The sequence below is a fragment of the Methanocalculus chunghsingensis genome (genome assembly GCF_018132105.1).
GTDB classification, from domain to species: domain Archaea; phylum Halobacteriota; class Methanomicrobia; order Methanomicrobiales; family Methanocorpusculaceae; genus Methanocalculus; species Methanocalculus chunghsingensis.
Window position 1 is genome coordinate 1 of sequence record NZ_JWHL01000024.1, and the last position, 22,879, is coordinate 22,879.

Consider the following 22,879-nt stretch of genomic DNA (forward strand, 5'->3'; position numbering starts at 1 on the left):
TACATCGAACCTGATGTTCTCCGAATGGATCAAAATCTTTCGTGATCCGATCCTAACAGCTGCTCTTCTTGACAGGATCACTCATCGGGCTCTTGTGATGAATATGAATGGTACCAGTTTCCGGCAACGGTGAAGAGTAAAAAACATTATATACTATTGAGCGTAATTATGAATTTAAGTGGGCAAAAACGAATGGGCCCCGTGGGCAATTTTGAATGGGCGTGTACATATATCCAATATACTCCCTGATATTTGGAAAGAACCCTCAGAAAGCCCTTTTTCCACCTGCAAAAGACTCTGCTGATCAGCGGTGGTATGGTGATCCCCCCGGTCTTTTCTCTCCTGAAATAGCGGCATTTCCTGGTATGAAACAGTAAATATCGTATTTCTGCACTTTATTTCTCAAAAAATGAGGAGATTATATTTTTTTTATTGCTAATAGTAAGCACCTATATTTGTCGGGTTATTGTTAAAAATTAATATTAATAAACGTGGCTGGATTTCAATAACGAACCGATACAATCTTTCATTGTATGTTTCTTACTACCTGATAGGATGAAAGATTTTATATATAATGGTGTATAAATAATGGTATACAAGGAGATGCAATATGGAATCAGGAGTATTTGGAACGCTTACACCATTACAGGATGAGATGGTTAATCTTCTTGTTGGTGTGGGGATGAAAAGAAATGTCGCGAAAGTACTCGTCTTTCTCTCTGAACTATCTGAGGCGAGCTCACGTGAAATTGAGCGGGGTACAGACCTGCGCCAGCCTGAGGTCAGTATTGCAATGCGCGAGTTGAAAGAACAGGAATGGGTAACATTTCGTGAGAGTAAGACGGAAAATAAGGGGAGACCTGTGAAGATCTATTCGATCGCACTTGGACTCGCTGAGATCACCAATATCCTTGAACAGAAGAAACGGCAGGAAGCCGAGTCTCAGATATCGATGATCAACCGAATGCGTAAATGCATCGAATCATAAACCTACTTTTTTCCGACGATAACAGTCGTCTTATCTGCATATTGTGTAAAGAGGCCTGAGGCAACGATACCCGGTATCATTGCAAGTTCCCTCTCAAGAGATTTCGGGTCTTCTATTCTTTCGAAGAGACAGTCCATGATGATATTCCCATTATCTGATATGACGGGTCCGTCTTTTCCGGATCCTGTTCTGATCTCAGCCCTGCCACCGTATTCTGACAGCTTCCTGATAACCGGCATGCAGGCAAACGGGAGCACTTCAATTGGTATCTTCCCATTGAGCTCTGCCACACACTTCGAATCGTCGACAACGACGATGAACTGCCGTGCTGCATCAGCGACACACTTCTCACGCAGATGTGCAGCTCCCCGCCCTTTGATCATCAGTTTTGCAGGATCGACCTGATCGGCACCATCGATAGCAAGATCAAGTGATGGATGGGAGTCCAGTGAGGTGAGGGGGATACCCATCTCAACCGCCCTGAATGCCGCCTGGTGGGAGGTCGGAACTCCGAGGATGGAGAGATTCTCTTCGCGGATCCGGTGTACAATCCGCTCCATTGCATAGAGGACCGTTGATCCGGTTCCAATTCCGATGACCATCCCGTCACGGACAAACCCGGCTGCACGGTATCCCGCCTCCTGTTTTGCTGTATCCATACGATCAGGTATGATGGAAGGGGCTATCTACGTTGTTATGGGCAGAACTGCTTTCTGATCTCATCGAATGCCCCGGGTGCTGTACAGTCAAGGGTCACCGGGGTGAGCGAGATCCTTCCCTGCCGGACGGCATGGACATCGGTCCCTTCCTCTGCATCATCGATGAGCGGGCCATTGATCCAGTAATATGGCCGACCTCTGGGATCAAACCTCTCCTCAACTCCGGTATGGAAGAGTTTGTGCGCAAGCCGGGTCACCTCATATCCTCCTCTGATCGTGGATGGGATATTCACATTGAGGACATCTGCCCCTTTTGGGAACCCAGAATCAAGGATACGGGTACAGACATCGGCGACGACATGGCCTATCTCTTCACCATGTATCATCGCGGATCGGGGATCATCAAATTTCATCCCCTGATCGCTCACTTCAAGGGAGAAGGCAACCGCCGGGGTTCCCTGATTTGCAGCTTCGAGGGCGGCCCCTACAGTACCTGAGGTCATGATCGATTCGAAACTGAGGTTCTCGCCGATGTTAATGCCGGAGACGACGAGATCCGGTTGTAGCTTCAGGGCATATAATCCGATGATCACCGCATCGGTCGGTTTACCATCGACTGCATAGGCATCAAATCCGTTGATGACCACCTTATGCAACCGGATAGGTTCAAAGATCGATATCGATCTCCCCACCGCGCTCTGCTGCGTGGATGGGGCGACGACCGTCACATCAGCGATCTCGGAGAGGGCTGTATAGGCAGCCCAGAGACCTCCTGAAGAGACGCCATCATCGTTTGTCAGCAGAATTCTGGGTTTCATGAATATGAGTCCTCCTCACAGGAAGAAATATCCTTGTATCGGAAAAGCCTCATCTTCGTTCCGGTTCTATCTATAGGTATGAAGGTGCTCCTTGCAGAGTATACAACCCTGCATCAACCAGAACTCGCCTCAGAGGGCGAGGCTATGGTAAAAACATTGAAGGCAAGCTTTGAACGTCTTGGATATGAGGTTCTCTCTCCTGAGAAGGGGGACTTCAAACGCGAGATACGTCGTCTTGCTGAGGTCTGTGATTATGGCCTCGTCATTGCGCCGGATGATCTCCTCGCAGGCTTCACCCATGAGATGGAGTGTATCGTCCACTCGGTGGGTACAAACAGTACAAACGCCGCCCTCTGTGCAAATAAAAGGCTGACAGCACGTCTCCTTTCCGATCATGGCATCGATGTTCCCCGTGAGGTCACAAGCGGAACGAGGGTGATCAAGCCGATCAAGGGGGTCGGTGCAAAAAATGTCCGGATCGCTGATGAAGAACCGGGTGACGGTGAGTTTGGACAGGAGTATATTGAAGGTGATGCCATTTCCGTTTCTATCATCGCCTCGCGGGTCGTTGGGGAGGCATGCCTCTGGTATAGTGGTGCACCACCACGCATTCTTGCGATCAACCGGCAGAATGTCGAGATCAGGGATGGAAAGATGCTCTATCATGGTGGCACGACACCGATCGACCATCCCCGCTCAGAAGAGATTGGTGCGATTGCAGAGAAGGTAGTAAAGATCCTTGGATGTCAGGGCTATATCGGGATAGATATGATCGTCGGGGATCGGATCGTTGTCGTCGATGTCAATCCACGGATTACAACAAGCCTGATTGGGATCGCCCATGTGATGGAAGAGGAGATCGGCGATCTTCTCATCAAGGCATCTGAAGGACTTGAGCTTCCCCCTGTTCACCTGAAGGGTACCGTCTCTTTTGACACCAATGGAGGGATCTATCCGGAATGATCGGGATTGACATCGGCGGGGCAAACATCAAGATCGTTACCGATGATGAGGTGATCATCAGGTACTGCCCGCTCTGGGAGAAGGCGCCGCTTGGAGATATTCTTTCAGAGTTTGATGATGATGCCGCCATCGTGATGAGCGGAGAGCTTGCCGACTGTTTCAACAACAAATCCGAGGGTGTCCGCTTCATCGTCGATGCTGTCAGGGGCGCACTGCCAAAGGCCCGGTTTTATGGCACAGATGCCGCATTTCACGCCGGGCCGGCTCCGGAGCTTGCCGCTGCGAACTGGCTTGCCTCAGCGGATCTTCTCAAGGATCGGTATCAGGATGCCCTCCTCATTGATCTCGGTAGCACAACCGCCGATATCATCCCGCTACAGCCTTTTGAAGACCTGAAAGGGCAGACCGATCTCTCACGCCTCCGGGCAGGATATCTCGTCTATTGTGGGATGCTCAGAACCCCCGTCTCCTCACTCGTCCGGTCGGCATGCATAGACGGCTATGAGACGCCGCTCTCGACTGAGTACTTTGCTTCAGCAGGGGATGCCCACCTCGTCCTTGGACATATCACTTCGGATGAGTATACTGTTGCCACACCTGACGGGAAGGAAGCAACACGCGAGAAGAGCCTTCTTCGTCTCGCCCGGATGGCCTGTGCCGATCTCGATGAGATCGGCGAAGAGGGGGCTGTTGCAATCGCCGAGGCATTCTGGGATGCCCAAAGAACCCTCATCGGAGATGCCTTGGGGCGAACCGGAAGGGAGACGATCCTCGCCGCAGGGATCGGTGCAGAGCTCATCCACACAACCTTTGGAGGGATCAATCTCACTCAGGATCTGGGTAGGTTCGCTGATGCACTTCCGGCATATGCGGTGAGAGAGGTGGCGATACGGAACGGTATCTGATTGCTATCGCTCTAACTACAGGGTCGGTTCTGGTAACCGCCCTCTCTTTTATTCCTGGGTATCCGTTCTTCGTTCTTCTTCTATTCATCCCGTTCCTCTTCCGAAGCAGGGCATCTCTCCGGCGCTGCCCGCTCTGTGAATGGGAGGGAAAGGGCGGCGAGCAGTTCTGCCCCTTCGATGGCTCCCCCCTCAGCGACGAGTCCTGACAGGGCAATGATGCGGTTTGGAACAGGTATCCCGTACATATCCGTCGTCTCCGGTATTGGAAGCCGGTTATATAAACGGACAGTACCCCGATCAATCAGGATTCCAAGCCCGGAGAGTATCCGTGCCGTCTTATGGAAGGGGTATTTCGTTGAGAGTGCAACGGCAAGGTCGACGACCGGAACACCATGGCGTGTATCCGGGTAGAATGGTTCATCAGCATACCAGAGCCGATGACACTCCCCGCATCGGTAGCGTGTAATATAGACATTGATATTCCTGGTGGATTCCCCCCATATGAGCCGGGCAAATCGTTTCTTCCTGACATCATGTCTTCGGAGTGGGCCTGTGCAGGAAGGACAGCTTCGTCGTATCTCAGAGAAGTTTACTCCGTCAAAGAGTGTGACAGATGAGGAGATCATCTCTGAGAGAAAGGGAGGTATCAGTATTTTTCGTAGCAATGGCGACTCATCTCCTGTAGATGTGGCATGGTGTCAGGGAAGGGTTGTTCTGATCACGGGTTATCTGCGCGCAACCGGGCATATACGGGAATATTAGGTAGATCTCATATAAATCTCGATGGGGTACTGAGTTGATTGAGGAGGTATTAGTTAACTTTTTAAGAACAATTACAAGATCTATATAAAATAAACCCTGTATATTCATCAGCATATCCTCCCACCAGAAACTATTTAGAAATGTTTTAATATTTGCTTTTAAAATCATCTTCTGTGCCTACTCCGAAGTGATCAAACATTCGGGTGATAGGTGGGACATTACAAAGAGGTGTGTAGAAATATGGTATTTCATCCTCCAGTGCAGATTGTTGCTAAGGCGGGAGATGCAGGTAAGTATAAGGTAGGCCTGCCATGGTGGAACATGATTATGCGTGGATTTATGTCCGGCGCATACATCGCCATGGGAGCCGGCCTCGCAACAGTCTGTGGTACAGGCGTTGCTGACTTCCTCGGTCCTGGTTTTGCAGCACTCATTCGCGGTGCGGTCTTCCCTGTCGGTCTTATCATCACCATTCTTACAGGTGCTGAACTGTTTACAGGCGACGCAATGCTCGCTCCAATGGCTGCATTTATTCATAAAATCAGCTGGGCACAGGTTTTAAATCTCTGGGTATGGGTCTATGTTGGAAACTTCATCGGTTCGATTGTCTATGCATATCTGATGGTTTATGGCCCCTATACAAGCTGGGATGCCTCAGGTACAGCTACTGTTGGTGCATTTGGTACTACAGCAGTTGCTATAGCATGGGGAAAAGTGAACTATGCCGGTGGAATGGCCATGTGGTCTCTCTTCCTCAAGGCAGTCGGCTGTAACTGGCTCGTTAACCTTGCTGTTCTTCTCGGTATATGCGCAGACGATGCCGTCGGTAAGTTCTTCGGTATCTGGTTCCCAATCATGGCTTTCGTTGCCAGCGGACTTGAACACAGTATCGCAAACATGTTCTTTATCCCTGCAGGAATCATGACAAAAGGACTTATGACGCCCGATCAGCTAGCTGTTCATGCGAGCAAGGTTGTTGATCTCAACTGGGTGACAATGTGGACAAACAACGTCATTCTGGTCACAATAGGTAATATCGTCGGTGGATTGCTCTTCGTCGGTATCATCTACTGGGTAGCGTTCCGTAAGGAGATCGCTGCACTGAAGTAAGTCTGGTAGTGTTAACACATGAAGATAGGAAACATTACGGTGAGATTGTCGATCGCCCATCTGGGTGTCTTCCTCTTCTTCACCGGTGTTCTCCTTTTCACTTTTTTTGATACCGGAATGGATTATTCTCTCCTTGTCTGGGGAGTTCCGACACTGCTCCTCATTCTGACGATTCCGCTTGCCATGAATTATATGAGCCAGAGCCAGTATCGCGATCTCAGGCCGATGTATGAGGCAGAAGCTCAGACGATACGGACAAACCAGATCTCCGAGGCGTTGATCGGCAAACCGGTTCGTCTTGAAGGTGTCATCGAGCGTGCTCATTTCAAATTCCTCAACAGGCCTCAGTACCTTCTTGCAGATCGTACCGGGGAGGTATCGGTGAAGATGTTCACCAATCCTGAGGAGGATATCGCAGTGGGTGATGTCGTTGAGGTTTTGGGTTCGGTTATCCGACGCTACATCATCAGCGGTGATCCGGTCGTCAATGGTGTCTCCATCCGGAGAAAGGTGAAAGAGAAGCCGGTAGAGACAGAAAAGAATGAGAAGAAAGAGAAGAGGCGAAAGTAACGCCCTTTTCAAAAACTATTCCTTAACCCATCCCGTATCGGGTCCGTCTTCTGCATCGTTGGCCTTTTGATATACGCATCAAACGCATGAATCCTGCAGCTGATCGGAAACGGAACCGAGAGGGTGCTGATCACTGCCTCGCCCCGCTCAAGGGTTTGAATCTCACCATCAAGAGGGGTGAGATCCTGTTTTGCACTTGATGCGATCATCGCACGATCAGATTTGTCTGAGAGGCCGAGGACGACGTACGTATTGATCTGGGCAAGTATCCTGGGATCGATATTCTTCGGCTGCTGGGTGATGACACAGAGCCCTATCCCGAACTTTCTCCCTTCCATCGCACACTCCCGAAAGACTGCTGTTCCCCTCCCCGGGCCAAGGACCCGTTGCGCCTCCTCGATGGCGATGAGGATCTGCCCCGGCGGTGTATCATCATCCGCACCGAATCCATCGTTCCTCCGTTCATTGAGGAGGGTTCGTGTGAGAAGGGAGAGGATGAAGAGTTCAGACTGCTCCCGCATTCCGGGTATGTCGATTAAGACGACCTGCGACTTTTCAAGAGCTGATCTGATCGCCTGCACCGACGAGCCTGTCCTCCTGAAGAAGGAGTTCTGCCTTGTGAGGATCTCAAGTTTCCTCTTTACTGATCTGAGGGATGTTTCATGAAATTCCTTCAGCCTGCGGGCGGTCTCATGCTGAGCTCCGGAGTAGCTCTCGTACCAGTCCTCTGTGAAGTCGGTTGATCCGAAGAAGTCGATCATCCGGGAACCGGAGAGATCACCGATCGTCTCAAGGATCTCTGTCTGTGCCTCGGAAAAATCAAAGATGGGGTAGAGATCTGATGGACGGAAGTCATCGTAGGCGATGCTGAGAGTGGATGCGCCGTAATCCCTGATCTCCTTCTCATTTCGTGTTGAGAAGATGGCAAGCCCGTCCCTGGCTGTCTTGTAATGAGTAAGCCCGGGATTGCTCCCCCCGGTCGGACCCGCACGGCCTTTGAGGTACTCGCCATGGGGATCGACCATCAGGAGGCCGAATGGCCGTGTCTTCATACAGGATGCGGAGAAGACCTTCATGAAGTTACTCTTCCCCATACCGGTGGTTGCAAAGACGCCCATGTGCTGGGTGAGGTCGTGGGGATGGAGTCCGACAGGTGCCGATTGAATTGTCCCCGTTCCATTCCGGACGAGCCCGACCTCGATTACTCCCATATAGTCGTTGAGGAAGACAAAATCTTCTTCTTCCGCAGGCCGGATCTGAGAGAACTTTGTCGGTATCGTCTTTGGCTTCCTGAATCTCCCCTCCTCGTCAAGGTAGCCGAGCGGGGTCGCCTCAAGGAGAAGGAAGACATCCTCGCCGAGATTGTAAAAATGGCCGGTATGAGGCCGGGTATCCCAGTTTGCATCGGCAAAGTTGCTTGCATGCTGCATGCCGGTCACCTTTGCATAGAAGGTGATCTCTTTTCTGGTATCCCGGACGACGAGGAGATCACCGAGGGAGATCTCGCTTGTGTACGGGACAGCACAACGGTAGTTCAGCACATTCTGTCCGATGAGGCGAAACTTTGCCGCATCGCCTGTATCAATATCGATTAAGTTCGTCATGGTAATCTCCGGTAATCTCTTCAAACTCTTCATAACCGATCGACTGGGTTGCGCATCCGGCGATAATATCCTGCCTGATTCGCTGTACCTGATCGGATCGGATCGCCACCTGCCGATGGGCATCCATCAGGGGATAGGGGTAGCCGGTCACCCTGCCATCGCCTGCATAGGAGGCGAGGGCTGAGAAGACCGATGCGGTCTCCTCATAAGAATAACCGGATGGAATGGTGACCATAAACGCACGTTTCGCAGCGTGATGCAGGCAGGTGACGAAGACCTCGCCGAATCTCAGGTACCATGGCCCCCTGATCCCGAGCAGACCCGCACTCTTCATCACCGACGGGACAAGCGGATGAACAGCATCCCATGTGACACCGGCGTTCTTTGTGACGGCGGCAAGGAGGAGACCCCGATCCCTGCAGGTCGTCATAATCTCCGTAAGCACCTCACGATGGGCAGGGTGTTCGGCATAAAGGGCACCGTCAAGCAGCAGGAGGCTCCCGGGGGAAGCCTCACGTGCAGCGATGAGGGAGAGGCCGTACTCGATGGTGTCCCGGAACGCCGCCTCTGCCGCAAGGGTGTCTCCCTGTTGTAGCTGTGCATCAGGGCTGCGGCCAAAGAACTCCAGAAACAACTCGGCAAAGTCCTCCTCCTGCCCCTCACCGATCCGGCAGAGCCGCCATGGCGTAAGGCTGAGGCGATCGCGATCCTGATCCCGGTACCGGGTGAGGGCACCCCGGCAGGCGATGATGGAGAAGAACGGGGTCTGGTAGACCGTTGCATTACTCCCATCAACTGCTGATACAGGGCGTTCGGGACCTTTCTGAATAGGGATGAAATCTTTTGGCTGAATTCCCATCCCTTCGAGGAGATCGGCACCGGTTTCGCCCCCCCTCCTCTGCCTGATATCGGAGATGATTCTGATAAGGTCCTGAATATAGGCTCCGTTCATTCTCCGACCTCGGTTGCGATGCTGGTCAGATCCGGCCGCTCCTCCACCCGTATCGTCGTCTGGCACTCCTCCTGGACGCCCTCGATATGGGATATCAGGAGGATCTGCGGGAAGTGTGCCTCCTGTCTCCTGAGGGCACGGATCAGATGTTTTCTCCGCTCATCATCCTGGCTGCCAAAGATCTCGTCGAAGATGAGCACCGTTGCATCACGGATCCGGTGTGTGGCGGCTATATGCCGTGAGAGGGCGATCCTGAGGGCGACTGCAATGTCGTCCTGCTCTCCACCCGAAAACCTGGAGGAAGGATAGTCTACGCCCGCCTCATGGACCCTGATGGAGAAGTCATCATCGATGGTGACATGCTCATACCGGCCATCGGTGATGAGGGAGAGGATGGCACCCACCTCCCCTTCGATTCGTCCCCGGACCGAGCCGATGAGGTGTTCGGCGAACTGCTTGAGGATGGTTCCTGTCGATTCGAGGAGGGCCTTTTCGGAGAGGGTTTCCTTCTGAAGTCTTGCCAGCTCCCCGGCCTTTGCTATCGATTCCCGGATGCGTCCCCGCTTCTGCCGGACTTCCGCAAGGAGGACGGTGCAGGTCCGGATCTCCGTATCTGATTGCTTTCTCCGTGTCCGGAGCACTTCCCCCTCTCTTCGGGTCCTTTCGACCTCCGATGGAAGATGGGCAAGGAGAGCGAGCTCCTCCTCCAGTCTGAGGATATCTGCTGCATAGCCTCTCTTTTCGGTCTTGAGGGCATCGAGCCCTGCCTTCACCTCAGGAATACGCTCTACCCTTCCTTTGAGGGAGAGGTACCGGTCATGGAACGTGACTGCTTCCTTGTATGCCTCTTCTCCCCTGGTATAGGCATCGGGATCAAACCCGATCTGCTCAATTTCATCCCGAATCGAGGCTGTTCTCCTAATGAGGAGTTCTCTTTCAGATTCGACCCTCCCCAGCTCCTCCTCAGCCGACTCCTTCCCGGTAATGATGGCTGCCTGCGTTCGATACTCTTCATAAAGGGGTTCGATTGCAGTAATCTCCCTATCAATAGTTGCAAGTCCTTCTTCTGAGTATCCTGATGAAGCGGCTTTGGACTGTGCCTCTTCGAGACGGCCAAAGAGTGCCTCTGCCCGCCCGGTAAGAGCCTGCTGTTCGGCCTCAATCTTTGGGAGACGAAGGATCTCATACCTGGCTGCGTCCCTCTCTCTGATGAGCCGGGTGTACTCCTCCAGTCGGCGCTCAAGATCGTCTGCGTCGATCCCGTCAGCAGTCAGGTGGGTGATCTTCTCCTGGAGATCCGCATATTGGGTGGCAGCACGCTCATGCTCTCTCTTCCGCTCCCCGATTTTAGCCTCGAATCCGGCAAGTCTCCGTTCAGCATCATGTGACTGCCGGATTCTCTCCTCTCCACGGCGGATTTCGTCATCCTCCAGCTTCAGCTGTTCGTTGTGTGAGGCGCACTCCAGAGTGAGGCACTCTTCATCGGCACGGGCTGCTCTGATCTGATCCAGAAGGCGGGTACGTGCCTCGTCATAGCTCTCACGGAGTGGCTGGCCACAGGTCGGGCAGAGGCTCTTCTCTCCCGCAGCTTCAAGCTCATGAAGATGCCGCTCTGCCTCACCCTGCACCTCTCTTCCCCGGCTCAGTTCGGCATGGATGGTGGCGATCCGTCTTCGGATCTGATCGGCATTCTCTCGGGCAGCAGTGATCGCACCATATGCCTCCTCCCTCTTCAGTACTTCAGCAGCCAGAGGTTCGGCAGCGAGTGTAAATTCCCTGATGTCCGCCTCAATCAGATCTATCTCTTTTTTGATCCGCTCCCGCTCAGCGGATAGCCGTTCTCTTTCGGCATATCGGTTCTTCTCTTCAAGGATCCCTTCATAGGAGGTGAGGTCTTCCTCTATCGTCTCAAGTGCCTTGAGACGCTCATGGAGCCCCTCCCGTTCACGGCGGAGTGCCTGGCCACGCTCGCCAAGGATCCGAATCTCAGCCTCGATGGTGGCAGACTCCTGTCTGGAGATATGATAGATTTCCCTTGCAGCCTCCATATGCCTCCGATCAGCAAGCAGCTGCTCCCGTTGTGCAGGGATATCTCTTAGGCTGCTCATCGTTTCTTCTGCCTTCCGGATGAGGTCTCTTCGTTCAGCCAGCCGGGAACGAACCTCTTGCAGATCATGAAGCCTCCTCTCCGCCTCTCTCAGGCGGAGGGCTGCCTCCTGGTGGGCGTCACGCGTTTTTCTCAGCTGCCCGGCACGATCCCTGATCTCCGGGTAGAGAAGTTCCTTCTCTGCACAGATCGCATACTCAGCCATCTCCTCTTCAAGAGCAGCACATTCAGCTTCAGCCCTCGTGATTGCTGTCGTGAGTTCATTGAGCCTCTCCTGCTTATGTCCATGCTTTGATCCAAGCTCCGCCCTGATCATCATCTTCTGCTGGAGATCTTCAGATTTCTTCGCATGTTCGGCTTCATGTGAGGTGATCTCCTCCTCCTGGCGGCTCAGAGTGGTAAGATGAGCGGTCTGCTCCTCTTCACGCACCTTCTCTTCCTGGTCTTCGGCTTTGAGACGGTCGGGATCGATCTCCTCCAGCCGTCCGGATAGCATGGCGATCGTTCCTTCAAGCTCCCGGATCTCGGATCTGATCTGCTCCCATGCCCCATCGCGGATCCGCTCGATCCCAAGTGCCCGCATAAACCATCGTTTCCGTTCAACCGGATTCTTATCGAGCAGTGCAAGGAGATCCTTCTGGGGGGCGTAGATCGTCGTTCTGAAGTCCGAAGGTCCCATTCTGATGATGCCAAGCAGTGCATCCCGTACCGGGCTGACCCCCTGGGCGATGAGCCGGCCGTCCCCGAAGTGGAGGGAAGCGTCATGGCTTGTGGACTTCGTCTTCCGAAATGTCCGGAGGACCGAGTACCGCTCTCCACCGGTCGAGAAGTTGAGGCGGACCTCGCATGACTCCTTTGGCCCGGCACCGGCGCTGACCACGAAGTCGGGATCGATCCCGGACCCGGAGATCCCATAGAGGGCAAAGACGATCCCCTCCATGATACTACTCTTTCCTGCGCCATTACTCCCGATTATCGCGGTTATTCCGTCTTTAAAGAAGAATTTCTCGTCTCGGTATCGTTTGAAGTTCTTCAGGTGCAGCCCTTCGAGGATCATTCCGTCTCTGCCTCCTCAATGACCGAAGAGAGGACCGCTGATCCCTTCTGCAGGATGAATGCCTCGGTCTTCTCCGGGAGCCCCCTCCCCTTCACAAAAGTTGCGAACTCTTCCTGGATGTTGAAGGCGGCGGTATCCTGCCTCTCCCCGGTGACGAGATCCTCAGCCGTCAGTGTTCTGATCCTGAGATCGAGGAGCGGCTCACGGAGGCGTGCGAGTTCCCTGCCTGCGATGGCACGTGCAGTCTCTTTCCGAATCCCAAGGAGACTGATCTGCGCCATCGGCATCGGTTCGGTAGCCACCGTCCCGATTCGCTCTTCGATCGCCCGGATCACCTCCGCAGCACTGAGATCTTCAGCAGATACCGATCCGAGATCGATCATCGGGGTTTTTGGAAGGGAGAGGGGGGTGACGGACTGCCGCCCCGGATCGATGACGAGCCCCCCTTTCCTCTCATGGATCTCACCATAGGTCAGGTGCTCAAGGGATCCCGAGTACCATGCGCGAGGTCCGATCTGGCTCTGGTTATGATAATGGCCAAGGGCGATATAGTCGAAGTCGCCGGTCGTCATCGTCGGGTCGATCTCATGTTCGGCGACGGTTGCCAGACGGCGATCCCGGATATCACTGGCAAGGCCGTGGGTGACGAGGATATTGTGATGACCCGGGCGTCGTTCGATCTCATCATATGCGGTCCTGTATGCCTCCGGCCTGAGCATATTGGGGATCAGGTGAAAGACGGTATCCCCGATTTCGACCGCTTCATACCGGAACTGGTATGCCATATGCACCGTTCCCGGATAGTACTCAAAGAGGGCAAACGGTGCGCGTGTATACCGGGTCTTTGGAATGCTGTGGTTGCCTGCGATGGCAACGAGCGGGATTCCTGCTTCCGAGAGGATCTCAAGTGCTTCAAATGCGGTCACATACGCCTGTGTCCTCGGCTTCACCGAGTCGAAGAGATCCCCTGCATGGAGCAGCACATCCGGCCTCTGCCTGCAGATCTCATGGATGGATGCAAGAAAGTTATCATAAATCTGCTTCTCCCGGAGGTTCATGCCCGTCTCCTGATCGATCCGGGAGAAGGCCGTTGCCCCAAGATGGGTATCGGCGATATGGATGATCTTCATTCTTTGTATCTTCAACCTCTACGGAATTAAGCGATGGGTGCGAAGGGTGAAACTAAAAGATGGTGGCGGCATAATGATCCTGTATCATGTCACAACGTGCCACAGACGCACTCTTCCAGTCACTCTTTCTCCTGACCGATATCAGGGTGATGCTTCGGGAGACTGCTCCCCTTCATAAGCTTGATACCGGGGAGAAAGAGAAGGCAGAGAAGATCCTCTCAAAGGTGAAACGACAGGTCGAGATTCTCGAAGAGGAGCTGATTCGATGAAATGCGCAGGGGATATCGAGGTCCGCCAGGTCGATGAGATGGCGATCAACATCGATCCCATCCAGGTCGGAGGGCGGCTTACTGCAGATGCGATGAAAGCGGTCATCGCCTATGGTGACGGATATTCCGTCTGTGATAACTGCAGGAAGCCTTTCCGGCTCGATTATATCAAAAAGCCACCAATCGCAGATTTTCATGCCGAACTTGCTTCCTGGCTCTCGATGGATGCATGCCGCCTCGTTCCGGGTGCACGTCGGGGGTTCCAGGCGGTCTGCCAGGGCCTTGTCTCAAAGGGAGATCCGGTCATCCTGACGGCACTCTCCCATTATACCGAGTTCCTCGGTGTCGAATCGACCGGCGGCCTCCCGCGCGAGATTCAGAAGAATGCTGAGAACAGGATAACCGCGGATGCGGCGGCGGAGACGATTGAGCGGGTGATCCGCGAGGAAGGAAAGACTCCCTCGCTCCTCTTTGTGGAGGGCGTCGATTACCAGTATGGTAACCACCATGAGATCAAAGAGATCAGTCGCGTTGCCCACAGCTACGACATCCCGGTTCTCTATAATGGTGCCTATACCGTCGGGATCCTCCCGGTGGACGGGAAGGCACTCGGTGTCGATTTCGTCATCGGATCCGGGCATAAGTCAATGGCAGCACCCGCACCATCCGGTCTGGTTGCAACAACGGATGAATACGCGGAGACGATCTTTGCGACGACCGCTGTCAAAGGAGATCAGACGGGACGGACATTTGGGATTAAAGAGATCGCCATGATGGGCTGTACCCTGATGGGGGTGACGGTGATGGGAATGATGGCCTCATTCCCGCATGTGAAGGAACGGGTCCTCCGGTGGGATGAAGAGCTTGCAAAGAGCCGGATCGTCACAGATGCCCTCCTCTCAATAGAGGGTACAACGATCCTCTCAGAGATGCCGCGCCGCCATACGCTCACCCGGATCGATACCCGTGCGTCATTTGATCGCGTAGCTGCGACCCATAAGAAACGAGGCTTCTTCCTCTCCAGTGCCCTCTCTAAGATGGGCATAACCGGGGTTATCCCGGGAGCAACAAAGATCTGGAAGTTAAATACCTACGGAATGACGATGGCACAGGCGGAGTATACCGCCGATGCCTTCCGTGAGATAGCAACTGAAAACGGGCTATCTCTCTCTGACTGAACCCGATAGGGCCACCCGGTGGATGGCACCCGCCATCGCCTCCCGGATGAGGGTATCCATCGGGAGCATCCCCTCCTCTTTTTCAATCTCCTCAATGATTGCACCTGTTGCAGGCTTCTTCGGAACAGCCCGGCAGGCATGATCGCCTGGTGTGGCGATGAATGTGCCGATCTTTTTAGCGAGATCGATCACCTCGACCTTGTCATAGGTGATGAGCGGCCTGAGGATCGGGAGGGTCGCAGCCGCCGAGACGACGGCGAGATTTTCGAGGGTCTGTGAGGCGACCTGCCCGAGGTTATCGCCATTGACAATGGAAGAGCACTGGAAATCTTCTCCCACCAGGGAGGCAACACGGTGCATGAACCGTTTGCAGAGGACACACCGGGACCTGGGTTCGGGAAGTCCTGCAAGTGCGGTGAAGAAGGGCTCCATCGGAATCTCGACAATCCGGATTTCAGATCCAAGACAATACATCGAGAGGGTTTTTGCATGCCGGTACGCGTCTTCCTTTGTTGCCGATCCGGCAAACCGGCCGCCGTCGAAATGGAGGAGGATGAGCTCTGTGCCGCGGCGCATCATCAGCCATGCGGCTACCGGAGAGTCGATTCCTGCGGAGAGGAGGCAGACAGCCCGCCCCTGTGTTCCGAGCGGGAGACCGCCGGGACCCGGAATGAAGTGATCGGTGACATATCCCCCGAAGGTGCGGGCTTCAACGGTGATCTCGTACTCAGGGTTTTTAAGATCGACGGTGAACTCCGGATATTGATCCAGAATGGCTGAGCCGACATACGCACCAAGCTCCTGGCTTGAGAAGCCAGGCACCCGATCACGGCGTGCCCGGACCGCAAACCTCCCTGATCGTACCCCGGATTCAGTGACCCTGGCCACGGCTTCTGTTGCGAGTGCGTCCATTGTCGGATCGGTCCGGGTGACGACGCTTGTATCGACGACACCAAAACACCTTGCTGCGAGCTTGGCGATCTCTTCAGGATCATCGCCATGAATATAGAGGCGGCCCCGGTGATCCTCAATGGTATGGTCCATCCCCGAGGCTTTGAGCGCCCATGTGAGGTTTCGCTTTAATATTCCGATATAGTGGTGCATCACCGGGGGGCTCTTTAAAAAGAGCTCCCCGTACCGCACCATGACCAAACGCTCCATGGATACCTATGGGCATTCATCGCAGATGAGGGGAGCGGTAACCTCATTAATGAGCGGGAGTCATGGTACAGTAGATGGCGCGGAAGAAGAGTGACGCAAAGAAAGAAGATGCACCAAAATTGTTCTATATCTTCTATAATCAGGAACGGTGGGAGAACTGGCTTTTTCGGCTTTCAGAGGCCGACTTTGAAGGGTCAGAGGATGATGAGGATATGCCGGAGGGCTTCCGGACCCTTGAGAACTTCAGTGAAGATATCGTCCTTGCAGTCCTGAAGATCATCAAATTATGGCAGAATGAACGGATATCACACGAAGATGCCGTCAAGAAACTTGATGAGGTATCCGAGATCGTGATGGGGCCAGTGCCAGAAGGGGATCTTGGTGAGGTCATCGGATCGGTTCAGATTGCAATGATGGCTCTCTTCGCCTCCGCCCGGCTCTTCCTTGCAGGTGAGAGCACGGATGCGGATATCAAGACTCTCGTCAAGGAAGGGAAGAAGATCGGTGATGATGATCCCGAGGAGGCACTCCGGATTGCATCAGAGATTGGATCGTCCGTCATCGCAGGTGCGGCATGCTGTGGCCGGTTTGTGAAGGAGACGGATGAACCAACCATCTTTGATGAGTGGCTGGTGCTCATCGAGAAGATGGGCGAGGCGATGAAGTCCTTAAAGAAGTTCGATGAAGAACCCGGTGAAGCATAGTGATCGCACAGAAGGCCCGCCTTCGTGCGGCCCGGAAGATTCAGCGGATAGCAGGGTATCGCCTCCCTGATTTCGCCTTTCATGGTGCAAACCTGGAGATGATCGCAGGATCGCTCAATTATGAGCAGCTTGATCCGACGCTCCGCGATCAGCTTCTCCGGTTCCAGAAGGATTTCCTTGACTGCAGGTGCAAGGGAACCCCGCTCTGCGGATGCCCTGAGGAGAAGTTCGTCCTGATGATCATCGAGCTGCGGATGGAAGGGCTTGATCACCGGGAGATTCACGCGCACCTCCTGGACGAGTACGGGATCGACCTCTTCCCCGCCGATATCCTCTCGTTTCTTGAAGAGTCGGTCCACCGGCTCGAAGCAATACGGTCGGTCGCAGAGCTTGAGGGGCAGCATGAGCTGGCCAAAAGGACCGAAGCGGCGATTAAGGATATTGAGCAGTAGAACATATTGATACTCTTCCAGCGTCTGGAAACACTCGGAGATAAAGGGATGCTGGAATTACTGTACAATAATTGCAGAAGGCTGATCAGTGTTTCTCTGTTCCTTTTCATCCTTGTTGGGAGCAGCGGCATCATTCATGCATCAGCGCAGATGGCAGAAGATGCACAGGTGGTCGCATATCACGGATCCAACAGTGCGTTCAGCATCTTCTATAATCCTGCCTACATAGGGTGTCATTTGGGGTTTGTGGTTCTGCTCGCCGTGGGGTACTTTCTTATCCGGATGCATCGCAGGAAGGGTGCATCATAGGGCTGTTTTTTCCGGCTGATACAGCGGATGATCAAAAAACTTTCGACGAACAGAGGACGGCGTTATTCTCCTGTCTGTCTTATCATATCCTTCACCGTCACATCCGGGTGATGGTAGCGCCGTTTTCCAATGGTTCTCCTCCCGATCTCGACTGCCTCCTGCGGGCACCAGTGGATGCAGGCATAGCACCAGGTGCAGTCGCTCCCCCAGGTGACGGTACTGTCAGATACGGTGATATTTCGTGTCGGGCAGATCCGACTGCATATCCCGCACCCGTTGCAGCGTTCGGTGGCATGGAGTTTTTTGTGCGTCGGATAGACCGATGTTGTCAGGAGACGGAAGAATGAGCCTCCGATCCGGAAGGGGAGGGAGTTGGATCCTTCCGGCAGGGACTCCCGCCTCTCCCGGATGGCTGCGGCGATCCCGGGTATCCTATCCCGGGCAGATCTCAGTATCCCTTCAACCTTCTCTTCCGGTTCCATCAGGTCCACCGGTCCGATGAAGTTCTCGGGCATGGTTATCGCAACGCCAAGGGAGAGGCGGGCCCCCTTCTCTTTGAGGAGTGTGTCGAGATGAAAGAGGGCCCCCCGGGGCTTCCGCCGCAGGTGGCGATCCCGAAGATGTAGGGGTTGCCGTTGAGCCGGAGTCTGTGTACAAACTCCACAACAATCCGGGGCATATCCATGTAGTACACCGGGAACGCGATCCCGATAGCATCTGCCGGTTCTGCATCATGCGGGAGGGGCCCATTCCCCGTCACCCGTGTGATGGGAATGATTGTTGTATCGCCAAGAGCGTCGCCAAGCTGGCGGGCAACAGCGAGGGTGTTGCCGGTGCCGGTGAAGGAATAGATGATGGTTGTCATGGGGGCAGATCCTATTGTACTGTTCTGGGCTGCACGGGATAAAGAGATCTTCGGGTGTGCGGTCTCCGCTCTGTAGGGGGAGACGCAGGATCGTGACCTCTCCCCAAACTCCTATATCTTCAGGATGCAAACATATTGGAGAATCTTCTCACTCCCGTAGTGTAGTGGTCAATCATGCAGGACTTTGGATCCGGCGACGGCGGTTCGAATCCGCCCGGGAGTATGCAGAGATACGATTCAGTACCTCTTATTTTTTATAAACAAGCGATGGAGAGCAATATCTGACACCCTGCCTCATAGTATTTATCTCATTACATATATTGAAATATGAGGTGCCGAGATGGACTTTTCCGAGTGCGTGAAATTCGCAAATGAGAACCCGCTGACCTATATCGCCACAATGGACGGTGACCAGCCACGGGTCCGGGCATTTGCCATGTGGTTTGCCGATGAAACCGGATTCTATTATCATACGGGTATTGGAAAGAGTGTCTGGAAACAGCTCACAAAAAACGCAAAGGTTGAGCTCTGCTTCTATTCGCCGGGTGACAATGCAGGAACAATGATGCGGGTATCCGGATTAATCGAGCCGGTCAGCGACATCACGCTCAGAAAGAGACTGATTGAGGAGAGGCCATGGCTGCTTGAGATCGGGATCACCGGAGCTGCTGATCCGAAACTCGTCATCTTCAGGGTTGCCCACGGGGAGGCATACTTCTGGACGATGGAATACAATAATCGGGAAGCAGAAGCACCACGAGTCACCTTCTGAGCTGATCGTTTCTTCTCCGATTGATGGGATGATGGCAGGGTACGGTGACAGTGCCCCTTTATCAGCCATCTTTCATCCCGGCTATCATATTTCTTTATGATCTGAGTCCAACCAGGTGTATAAACAAAGAGGAGGTATTGGTGGATCTGCATGCATTCTTCAAACAGGCCGGAGTAGAGGAGTTCACTGAGGTTTCACTCACCGATCTCATGGCAGACGATCAGACGTACGTCAGGGAGTTCTTCCCGTCCGCATCATCTGCCATCATCTTTGGACGGCCCGTTCCACCTGGTGCATACCAGCTCTCCCCGGCTGATCAGACGCGGGAGATGCTTGCGATAGCTGAGTACCTCAATGATGTTGCCATCCGGCTCGCTGAACTCCTGAGGGCTGACGGTATCCCGGCAGAGCATATCCCCCTCTATCTCCCGGTCAGGATCGACGGCGGCAGGGTGCAGGGGGTGGTGCGGCTGAAGCATCTCGCTGCTGCCGGGGGGCTTGGGACTATCGGAAGAAATACCCTCCTCCTCCATCCCATCCACGGCCCGCGACTCCTCCTCTCCGGTGTCGTCACCGGGAAGACGGGGCTGATAGAGAAGAGTGACGACAATCTGCCGGAGGACGGGGGGATGGAAGCACCCATACCCTCAGCTCTCTGCAGACGGTGCGGCGCCTGCATTCGGGCATGTCCCGTAGGTGCCATCGGCCCGGATGGCGTTGATACCTTCCGGTGCCGGACGATCAGCCCCTGGGTTCCGGGCCCCGTTGTTCCGATAGCGACGTGGTTAATCGGGCGACGGCTGCTCCTCAGGTGCCTGGCCCCGGTAGCTCCGTGGATTGCGAGGATGGCGACGATCCGGTGCAGCCGGTGTGTGACGGAGTGCCCGGTGTTTGGCGGCCGTGGCGGATAGATAAGAATATACTTAATCTTAGGAGAATTATGCTGAAAGCGGAGAAGATTAACGGTGCTGGGTCTGTATATCGATGATCCCGTTCACCCATTGAAAGGAAAAAAAATGGGAGCAGTGAAAACTCAGAGCCCTGCCCTTGATACGATAACGTCCGCAACATCCGTTGCACTTTTAAACGGGAAGTCGGAGGGTTTCAACAGCGTTCCGGCCTCTCCCGCGGTCATCTTCAGGTCGCCGACTCTGCATGTGGTGTTGGCTCCGTCCGGGAATGCAGCGATGAGATCATCTGGTGTCGCTATTGGAAACGTCGCACCTGCAAGTGCACCGGCGATCTGTGCATGGATCTGATCCTTCACCGGAATGTTCTCCTCGTCTTTCAAGGCCGCAACATCTCCGGCAGCTTTTGCAATTGAACAGTCGGAGCTATGGGTCTCGCACCCAAAGCATGCACTTTTGACTGCCTTGAGGGATTCGTCGATCTCTTCCGGGGTTACGTCTTTTTCTGTATACTTCCATTTCGACATCTCTGTCACCACACTATCTGGGAAGGGTAAAAATATATACTTGATCGTCATAAAAATATACTAAAAGATGGCAGTACAGAATAGTAACCTCAACACAAAATAAAAAATAAATTATACAATTACGGGATGAATACGTGTGGAAGCGAAACAGGATAATCAAACAGAGATCGGTGAACTGAAAACCGAGATATCCGAACTCAGGAACGAACTCAGGCGGTTCATTACGAATGCCAACCGGCAGCACATCGATTCGGTACTTGAGGAACTGAAAGGTACGTATTCGGATCTATTCAGGAACCAGCAGGTTGAGACGGCCCGGGGGGATCTTTCCACACACATGGTCGCAAACTGTACGATGCGGGAGAACTGCTTTGGGGTATTTATGGAGTTCCTTCAAAATACGGCGAGGCATATCAGGGACGGGAACGTCTCCGATGAGATAATCCGCTCGTACAGGGAGGAGCTGAAGAATCTGCGAAGCAAAGGCCCCTCCGACAGATGCGATACATGCTTCTCCGAGGTCATTCGGCTCTTTGAACAACAGGTCGGCCTCATGGAGTCCCTTGGCATCTATAACAAAATCGAAGGTAATGGCGATACTCATCAGATTGACGAGGAAAAAGCAGTCAGGATGATTCTTGAACCGGTTGCAAATATCCAGAGGTTCCAGATCCTCAAATCGCTCACCACAGAGACGAGAACGTTCTCAGAAATCTCTCAGATGACCGGGCTCCGGGGCGGTAACCTTCTCTTCCATATCAAAAAGCTTACCGATTCTGGCATGATATTCCAGAGACATGAACGGGGAGATTATCTGATCACCAGAAAGGGATACAGGACAATAGAGGTGATATCAGGACTGGTCGAGGAGGTCCATTGAGGGATATTGTGGTATATTGGTGGTAGCTTGGTGGTTTGGTGGTGGCGACTCAGCATCTTCAATCACGATCTTACAGGCAGGAAGCCCACGGTTTTAACCGTGGGTGGTTGACAATCGATGGATCTCTTTACACCGGGGTCTTTTGCTATGAATACCTCCCGCTGATCGAGAATGATCTCTTCAAGGCTTCGATCGGTTAACATACATAGTACCGTTATTGATTTTTAATCTGTTTTGTATATTGGCAATATATATTTTCCCAAAGTAACCCGTCATCAGTTATACCATTCGAGATGAAATGAGGGAACAAAAATGTCATCTTCCACAAACCAAATGGCAATTGTATCACTCCTCTCACACCCAAACCCAATCCTTTTTTCTCCAATCACCGCTCATCTCTCATCAGATGATAGAGTACGGCATCAACACCATCGGCGATGGCCTCACCGTCTTTGACCCGGTCACCATCGGCTTTCCCTCGCGTGACTATATCGGAAGAACCGACCACCCAGGAACGATCATCGGCAACAACGTCACCCTCCGATCCGGCACCATCCTCTATGCCGACGTCACCCTCGGGGACCGCTGCAACACCGGCCATAATGTGATGATCCGGGAGAAGACGCTGATTGGGGAGGGGACATCGATCGGCACCGGGACGATCATTGAGGGGAACTGCACCATCGGCTCAGGTGTCAGCATCCAGAGCATGGCATTCGTCCCGACCCATACCACCATCGGCGATCACGTCTTCATCGGCCCGCATGTCACCCTGACAAACGACCGCTACCCCCCCTCAGGCAAACCCCGGCTTGAAGGGCCGATCATCGAGGACTATGCCGCCATCGGGGCCGCCGCCATCATCCTCCCCGGCGTCACCATCGGCAGGGGGGCGGCTGTTGCTGCCGGCTCCGTCGTCACCCATGATGTCCCGGCAGGGATGATGGCAATAGGATCACCAGCACGGATCAGGCCGCTCCCGGAGGAGATGAGACGGGGATAGAAGAAAGAAAATGGAAGAGGATGGTTTTTTATAATCTAATCCAGCCGGGTTCTAATCTCCGGTGAAAAAAATTGAAACGCTCAAACATATCCATCCTCTTCATACCCTCATATTTTTTTGTCATATTGCCCCAAATCTTCAGAACTGGTTTCTGAACCAGATCTCTCGATCATCGTTCAAAGAAAGATGGATCCCCGTATTCTCATTTTAGGATCGTAACAGGCTA

General features: G+C 53.4%; 24 protein-coding genes, 1 tRNA gene and 1 pseudogene. 16 read left to right on the forward strand and 10 right to left on the reverse strand.

Annotated features, from left to right (window positions below):
• The first annotated feature begins 13 nt into the window (after positions 1-13).
• Both RJ53_RS11950 and RJ53_RS10880 read left to right on the forward strand, forming a co-directional pair.
• Entirely contained in the window at positions 14-133 is a 120-nt protein-coding gene (locus RJ53_RS11950) for an ATP-binding protein (RefSeq protein WP_394357508.1), read from the forward strand.
• Between the two features lie 477 nt (positions 134-610).
• Positions 611-988 carry an ArsR family transcriptional regulator gene (locus tag RJ53_RS10880; protein WP_211531658.1) on the forward strand — a complete coding sequence of 126 codons (378 nt, stop codon included), beginning with the start codon at positions 611-613 and terminating at the stop codon, positions 986-988.
• 2 nt (positions 989-990) lie between these two features.
• Here the strand turns inward: RJ53_RS10880 and rpiA are convergent, their stop codons facing one another.
• Positions 991-1,647, reverse strand: coding sequence for a ribose-5-phosphate isomerase RpiA (gene rpiA, locus RJ53_RS10885; RefSeq protein WP_211531659.1), 657 nt, complete (start codon positions 1,645-1,647; stop codon positions 991-993).
• Positions 1,648-1,682: 35 nt separating this feature from the next.
• Positions 1,683-2,465: a 5'/3'-nucleotidase SurE gene (gene surE / locus RJ53_RS10890; RefSeq protein WP_211531660.1), complete on the reverse strand. Its 783-nt coding sequence runs from the start codon at positions 2,463-2,465 to the stop codon at positions 1,683-1,685.
• 78 nt (positions 2,466-2,543) lie between these two features.
• Between surE and RJ53_RS10895 the strand changes: the two genes are divergently transcribed.
• Both RJ53_RS10895 and RJ53_RS10900 read left to right on the forward strand, forming a co-directional pair.
• A complete protein-coding gene (locus RJ53_RS10895; protein WP_211531661.1) occupies positions 2,544-3,428 on the forward strand; it encodes an ATP-grasp domain-containing protein in 885 nt (294 codons plus the stop codon).
• On the forward strand, positions 3,425-4,333 hold the full coding sequence (locus tag RJ53_RS10900) for a hydantoinase/oxoprolinase family protein (RefSeq protein ID WP_211531662.1): 909 nt from the start codon (positions 3,425-3,427) through the stop codon (positions 4,331-4,333). The genes RJ53_RS10895 and RJ53_RS10900 overlap by 4 nt, the downstream gene beginning before the upstream one ends.
• Before the next feature lie 80 nt (positions 4,334-4,413).
• Here the strand turns inward: RJ53_RS10900 and RJ53_RS10905 are convergent, their stop codons facing one another.
• Positions 4,414-4,959: a hypothetical protein gene (locus RJ53_RS10905; protein WP_211531663.1), complete on the reverse strand. Its 546-nt coding sequence runs from the start codon at positions 4,957-4,959 to the stop codon at positions 4,414-4,416.
• Between the two features lie 376 nt (positions 4,960-5,335).
• On the opposite strand from RJ53_RS10905, the gene RJ53_RS10910 reads away from it, so the two are divergent.
• Both RJ53_RS10910 and RJ53_RS10915 read left to right on the forward strand, forming a co-directional pair.
• Positions 5,336-6,205 (forward strand): formate/nitrite transporter family protein, encoded by an 870-nt coding sequence (locus RJ53_RS10910; protein ID WP_211531664.1) that lies wholly within the window; start codon positions 5,336-5,338, stop codon positions 6,203-6,205.
• A gap of 18 nt (positions 6,206-6,223) precedes the next feature.
• Positions 6,224-6,775: a single stranded DNA-binding domain-containing protein gene (locus tag RJ53_RS10915; RefSeq protein WP_211531665.1), complete on the forward strand. Its 552-nt coding sequence runs from the start codon at positions 6,224-6,226 to the stop codon at positions 6,773-6,775.
• 8 nt (positions 6,776-6,783) lie between these two features.
• Here RJ53_RS10915 and RJ53_RS10920 read toward each other — a convergent pair whose 3' ends face one another.
• The 4 genes from RJ53_RS10920 to RJ53_RS10935 are packed head-to-tail and all read right to left on the reverse strand — an operon-like array spanning position 6,784 to position 13,625.
• Positions 6,784-8,379: an ATP-binding protein gene (locus RJ53_RS10920; protein ID WP_211531666.1), complete on the reverse strand. Its 1,596-nt coding sequence runs from the start codon at positions 8,377-8,379 to the stop codon at positions 6,784-6,786.
• Positions 8,357-9,331: a DNA double-strand break repair nuclease NurA gene (locus tag RJ53_RS10925; protein ID WP_211531667.1), complete on the reverse strand. Its 975-nt coding sequence runs from the start codon at positions 9,329-9,331 to the stop codon at positions 8,357-8,359. Before RJ53_RS10925 ends, RJ53_RS10920 begins: the two co-directional genes overlap by 23 nt.
• Positions 9,328-12,495 (reverse strand): AAA family ATPase, encoded by a 3,168-nt coding sequence (locus tag RJ53_RS10930; RefSeq protein ID WP_211531668.1) that lies wholly within the window; start codon positions 12,493-12,495, stop codon positions 9,328-9,330. The genes RJ53_RS10925 and RJ53_RS10930 overlap by 4 nt, the downstream gene beginning before the upstream one ends.
• The gene (locus tag RJ53_RS10935) at positions 12,492-13,625 is read right to left on the reverse strand and encodes a metallophosphoesterase family protein (protein WP_211531669.1); all 1,134 of its coding nucleotides are present in this window, start codon (positions 13,623-13,625) and stop codon (positions 12,492-12,494) included. The genes RJ53_RS10930 and RJ53_RS10935 overlap by 4 nt, the downstream gene beginning before the upstream one ends.
• Positions 13,626-13,711: 86 nt before the next feature.
• On the opposite strand from RJ53_RS10935, the gene RJ53_RS10940 reads away from it, so the two are divergent.
• Positions 13,712-13,894 (forward strand): hypothetical protein, encoded by a 183-nt coding sequence (locus tag RJ53_RS10940; RefSeq protein ID WP_211531670.1) that lies wholly within the window; start codon positions 13,712-13,714, stop codon positions 13,892-13,894.
• Entirely contained in the window at positions 13,891-15,072 is a 1,182-nt protein-coding gene (locus RJ53_RS10945) for an aminotransferase class V-fold PLP-dependent enzyme (RefSeq protein WP_211531671.1), read from the forward strand. The genes RJ53_RS10940 and RJ53_RS10945 overlap by 4 nt, the downstream gene beginning before the upstream one ends.
• On the opposite strand, the gene thiI is transcribed toward RJ53_RS10945, so the two are convergent.
• Complete coding sequence (gene thiI / locus RJ53_RS10950) at positions 15,055-16,233, reverse strand: tRNA uracil 4-sulfurtransferase ThiI (protein WP_211531672.1); 1,179 nt, start codon at positions 16,231-16,233, stop codon at positions 15,055-15,057. The genes RJ53_RS10945 and thiI overlap by 18 nt on opposite strands.
• Positions 16,234-16,307: 74 nt before the next feature.
• Between thiI and RJ53_RS10955 the strand changes: the two genes are divergently transcribed.
• Genes RJ53_RS10955 through RJ53_RS10965 form a run of 3 tightly spaced genes read left to right on the forward strand, consistent with a single transcriptional unit; the run spans position 16,308 to position 17,698 of the window.
• The gene (locus RJ53_RS10955) at positions 16,308-16,937 is read left to right on the forward strand and encodes a DUF2150 family protein (RefSeq protein WP_211531673.1); all 630 of its coding nucleotides are present in this window, start codon (positions 16,308-16,310) and stop codon (positions 16,935-16,937) included.
• Positions 16,937-17,389 carry a DUF5814 domain-containing protein gene (locus tag RJ53_RS10960; protein WP_211531674.1) on the forward strand — a complete coding sequence of 151 codons (453 nt, stop codon included), beginning with the start codon at positions 16,937-16,939 and terminating at the stop codon, positions 17,387-17,389. Before RJ53_RS10955 ends, RJ53_RS10960 begins: the two co-directional genes overlap by 1 nt.
• 48 nt (positions 17,390-17,437) lie before the next feature.
• On the forward strand, positions 17,438-17,698 hold the full coding sequence (locus RJ53_RS10965; protein WP_211531675.1) for a hypothetical protein: 261 nt from the start codon (positions 17,438-17,440) through the stop codon (positions 17,696-17,698).
• A 62-nt stretch (positions 17,699-17,760) separates the two neighbouring features.
• On the opposite strand, the pseudogene RJ53_RS10970 reads toward RJ53_RS10965, so the two are convergent.
• A pseudogene (locus tag RJ53_RS10970) lies at positions 17,761-18,563 on the reverse strand (EFR1 family ferrodoxin).
• Positions 18,564-18,713: 150 nt separating this feature from the next.
• Here RJ53_RS10970 and RJ53_RS10980 point away from each other — a divergent pair.
• The 3 genes from RJ53_RS10980 to RJ53_RS10990 all read left to right on the forward strand — a co-directional run bounded on the left by RJ53_RS10980 (position 18,714) and on the right by RJ53_RS10990 (position 20,246).
• A tRNA-Gln gene (locus RJ53_RS10980) sits at positions 18,714-18,786 on the forward strand.
• A 117-nt stretch (positions 18,787-18,903) separates the two neighbouring features.
• Positions 18,904-19,335 (forward strand): pyridoxamine 5'-phosphate oxidase family protein, encoded by a 432-nt coding sequence (locus RJ53_RS10985; protein ID WP_211531677.1) that lies wholly within the window; start codon positions 18,904-18,906, stop codon positions 19,333-19,335.
• A 140-nt stretch (positions 19,336-19,475) separates the two neighbouring features.
• Positions 19,476-20,246 carry a 4Fe-4S binding protein gene (locus RJ53_RS10990; RefSeq protein WP_211531678.1) on the forward strand — a complete coding sequence of 257 codons (771 nt, stop codon included), beginning with the start codon at positions 19,476-19,478 and terminating at the stop codon, positions 20,244-20,246.
• A 122-nt stretch (positions 20,247-20,368) separates the two neighbouring features.
• Here the strand turns inward: RJ53_RS10990 and RJ53_RS10995 are convergent, their stop codons facing one another.
• A complete protein-coding gene (locus RJ53_RS10995) occupies positions 20,369-20,770 on the reverse strand; it encodes an MTH865 family protein (protein ID WP_211531679.1) in 402 nt (133 codons plus the stop codon).
• Between the two features lie 136 nt (positions 20,771-20,906).
• Here RJ53_RS10995 and RJ53_RS11000 point away from each other — a divergent pair, with 136 nt between their 5' ends.
• Both RJ53_RS11000 and RJ53_RS11005 read left to right on the forward strand, forming a co-directional pair.
• Positions 20,907-21,650 carry a winged helix-turn-helix domain-containing protein gene (locus tag RJ53_RS11000; RefSeq protein WP_211531680.1) on the forward strand — a complete coding sequence of 248 codons (744 nt, stop codon included), beginning with the start codon at positions 20,907-20,909 and terminating at the stop codon, positions 21,648-21,650.
• Between the two features lie 406 nt (positions 21,651-22,056).
• Positions 22,057-22,653 (forward strand): acyltransferase, encoded by a 597-nt coding sequence (locus tag RJ53_RS11005; RefSeq protein WP_211531681.1) that lies wholly within the window; start codon positions 22,057-22,059, stop codon positions 22,651-22,653.
• The last annotated feature ends 226 nt before the right edge of the window (positions 22,654-22,879 follow it).

Bases quoted from the DNA above. Each gene is read 5' to 3' on its own strand.
- RJ53_RS11005 (WP_211531681.1), top strand. From the start codon at position 22,057: ATGATAGAGTACGGCATCAACACCATCGGCGATGGCCTCACCGTCTTT.
- RJ53_RS10920 (WP_211531666.1), bottom strand. From the start codon at position 8,379: ATGACGAACTTAATCGATATTGATACAGGCGATGCGGCAAAGTTTCGC.
- thiI (WP_211531672.1), bottom strand. From the start codon at position 16,233: ATGGAGCGTTTGGTCATGGTGCGGTACGGGGAGCTCTTTTTAAAGAGC.
- RJ53_RS10955 (WP_211531673.1), top strand. From the start codon at position 16,308: ATGGCGCGGAAGAAGAGTGACGCAAAGAAAGAAGATGCACCAAAATTG.
- RJ53_RS10910 (WP_211531664.1), top strand. From the start codon at position 5,336: ATGGTATTTCATCCTCCAGTGCAGATTGTTGCTAAGGCGGGAGATGCA.
- RJ53_RS10915 (WP_211531665.1), top strand. From the start codon at position 6,224: ATGAAGATAGGAAACATTACGGTGAGATTGTCGATCGCCCATCTGGGT.
- RJ53_RS10935 (WP_211531669.1), bottom strand. From the start codon at position 13,625: ATGAAGATCATCCATATCGCCGATACCCATCTTGGGGCAACGGCCTTC.
- RJ53_RS10905 (WP_211531663.1), bottom strand. From the start codon at position 4,959: ATGATCTCCTCATCTGTCACACTCTTTGACGGAGTAAACTTCTCTGAG.
- rpiA (WP_211531659.1), bottom strand. From the start codon at position 1,647: ATGGATACAGCAAAACAGGAGGCGGGATACCGTGCAGCCGGGTTTGTC.
- RJ53_RS11950 (WP_394357508.1), top strand. From the start codon at position 14: ATGTTCTCCGAATGGATCAAAATCTTTCGTGATCCGATCCTAACAGCT.
- RJ53_RS10985 (WP_211531677.1), top strand. From the start codon at position 18,904: ATGGACTTTTCCGAGTGCGTGAAATTCGCAAATGAGAACCCGCTGACC.
- RJ53_RS10965 (WP_211531675.1), top strand. From the start codon at position 17,438: ATGCTGGAATTACTGTACAATAATTGCAGAAGGCTGATCAGTGTTTCT.
- surE (WP_211531660.1), bottom strand. From the start codon at position 2,465: ATGAAACCCAGAATTCTGCTGACAAACGATGATGGCGTCTCTTCAGGA.
- RJ53_RS10900 (WP_211531662.1), top strand. From the start codon at position 3,425: ATGATCGGGATTGACATCGGCGGGGCAAACATCAAGATCGTTACCGAT.
- RJ53_RS10880 (WP_211531658.1), top strand. From the start codon at position 611: ATGGAATCAGGAGTATTTGGAACGCTTACACCATTACAGGATGAGATG.
- RJ53_RS10945 (WP_211531671.1), top strand. From the start codon at position 13,891: ATGAAATGCGCAGGGGATATCGAGGTCCGCCAGGTCGATGAGATGGCG.
- RJ53_RS10925 (WP_211531667.1), bottom strand. From the start codon at position 9,331: ATGAACGGAGCCTATATTCAGGACCTTATCAGAATCATCTCCGATATC.
- RJ53_RS10995 (WP_211531679.1), bottom strand. From the start codon at position 20,770: ATGTCGAAATGGAAGTATACAGAAAAAGACGTAACCCCGGAAGAGATC.
- RJ53_RS10895 (WP_211531661.1), top strand. From the start codon at position 2,544: ATGAAGGTGCTCCTTGCAGAGTATACAACCCTGCATCAACCAGAACTC.
- RJ53_RS10940 (WP_211531670.1), top strand. From the start codon at position 13,712: ATGTCACAACGTGCCACAGACGCACTCTTCCAGTCACTCTTTCTCCTG.
- RJ53_RS10930 (WP_211531668.1), bottom strand. From the start codon at position 12,495: ATGATCCTCGAAGGGCTGCACCTGAAGAACTTCAAACGATACCGAGAC.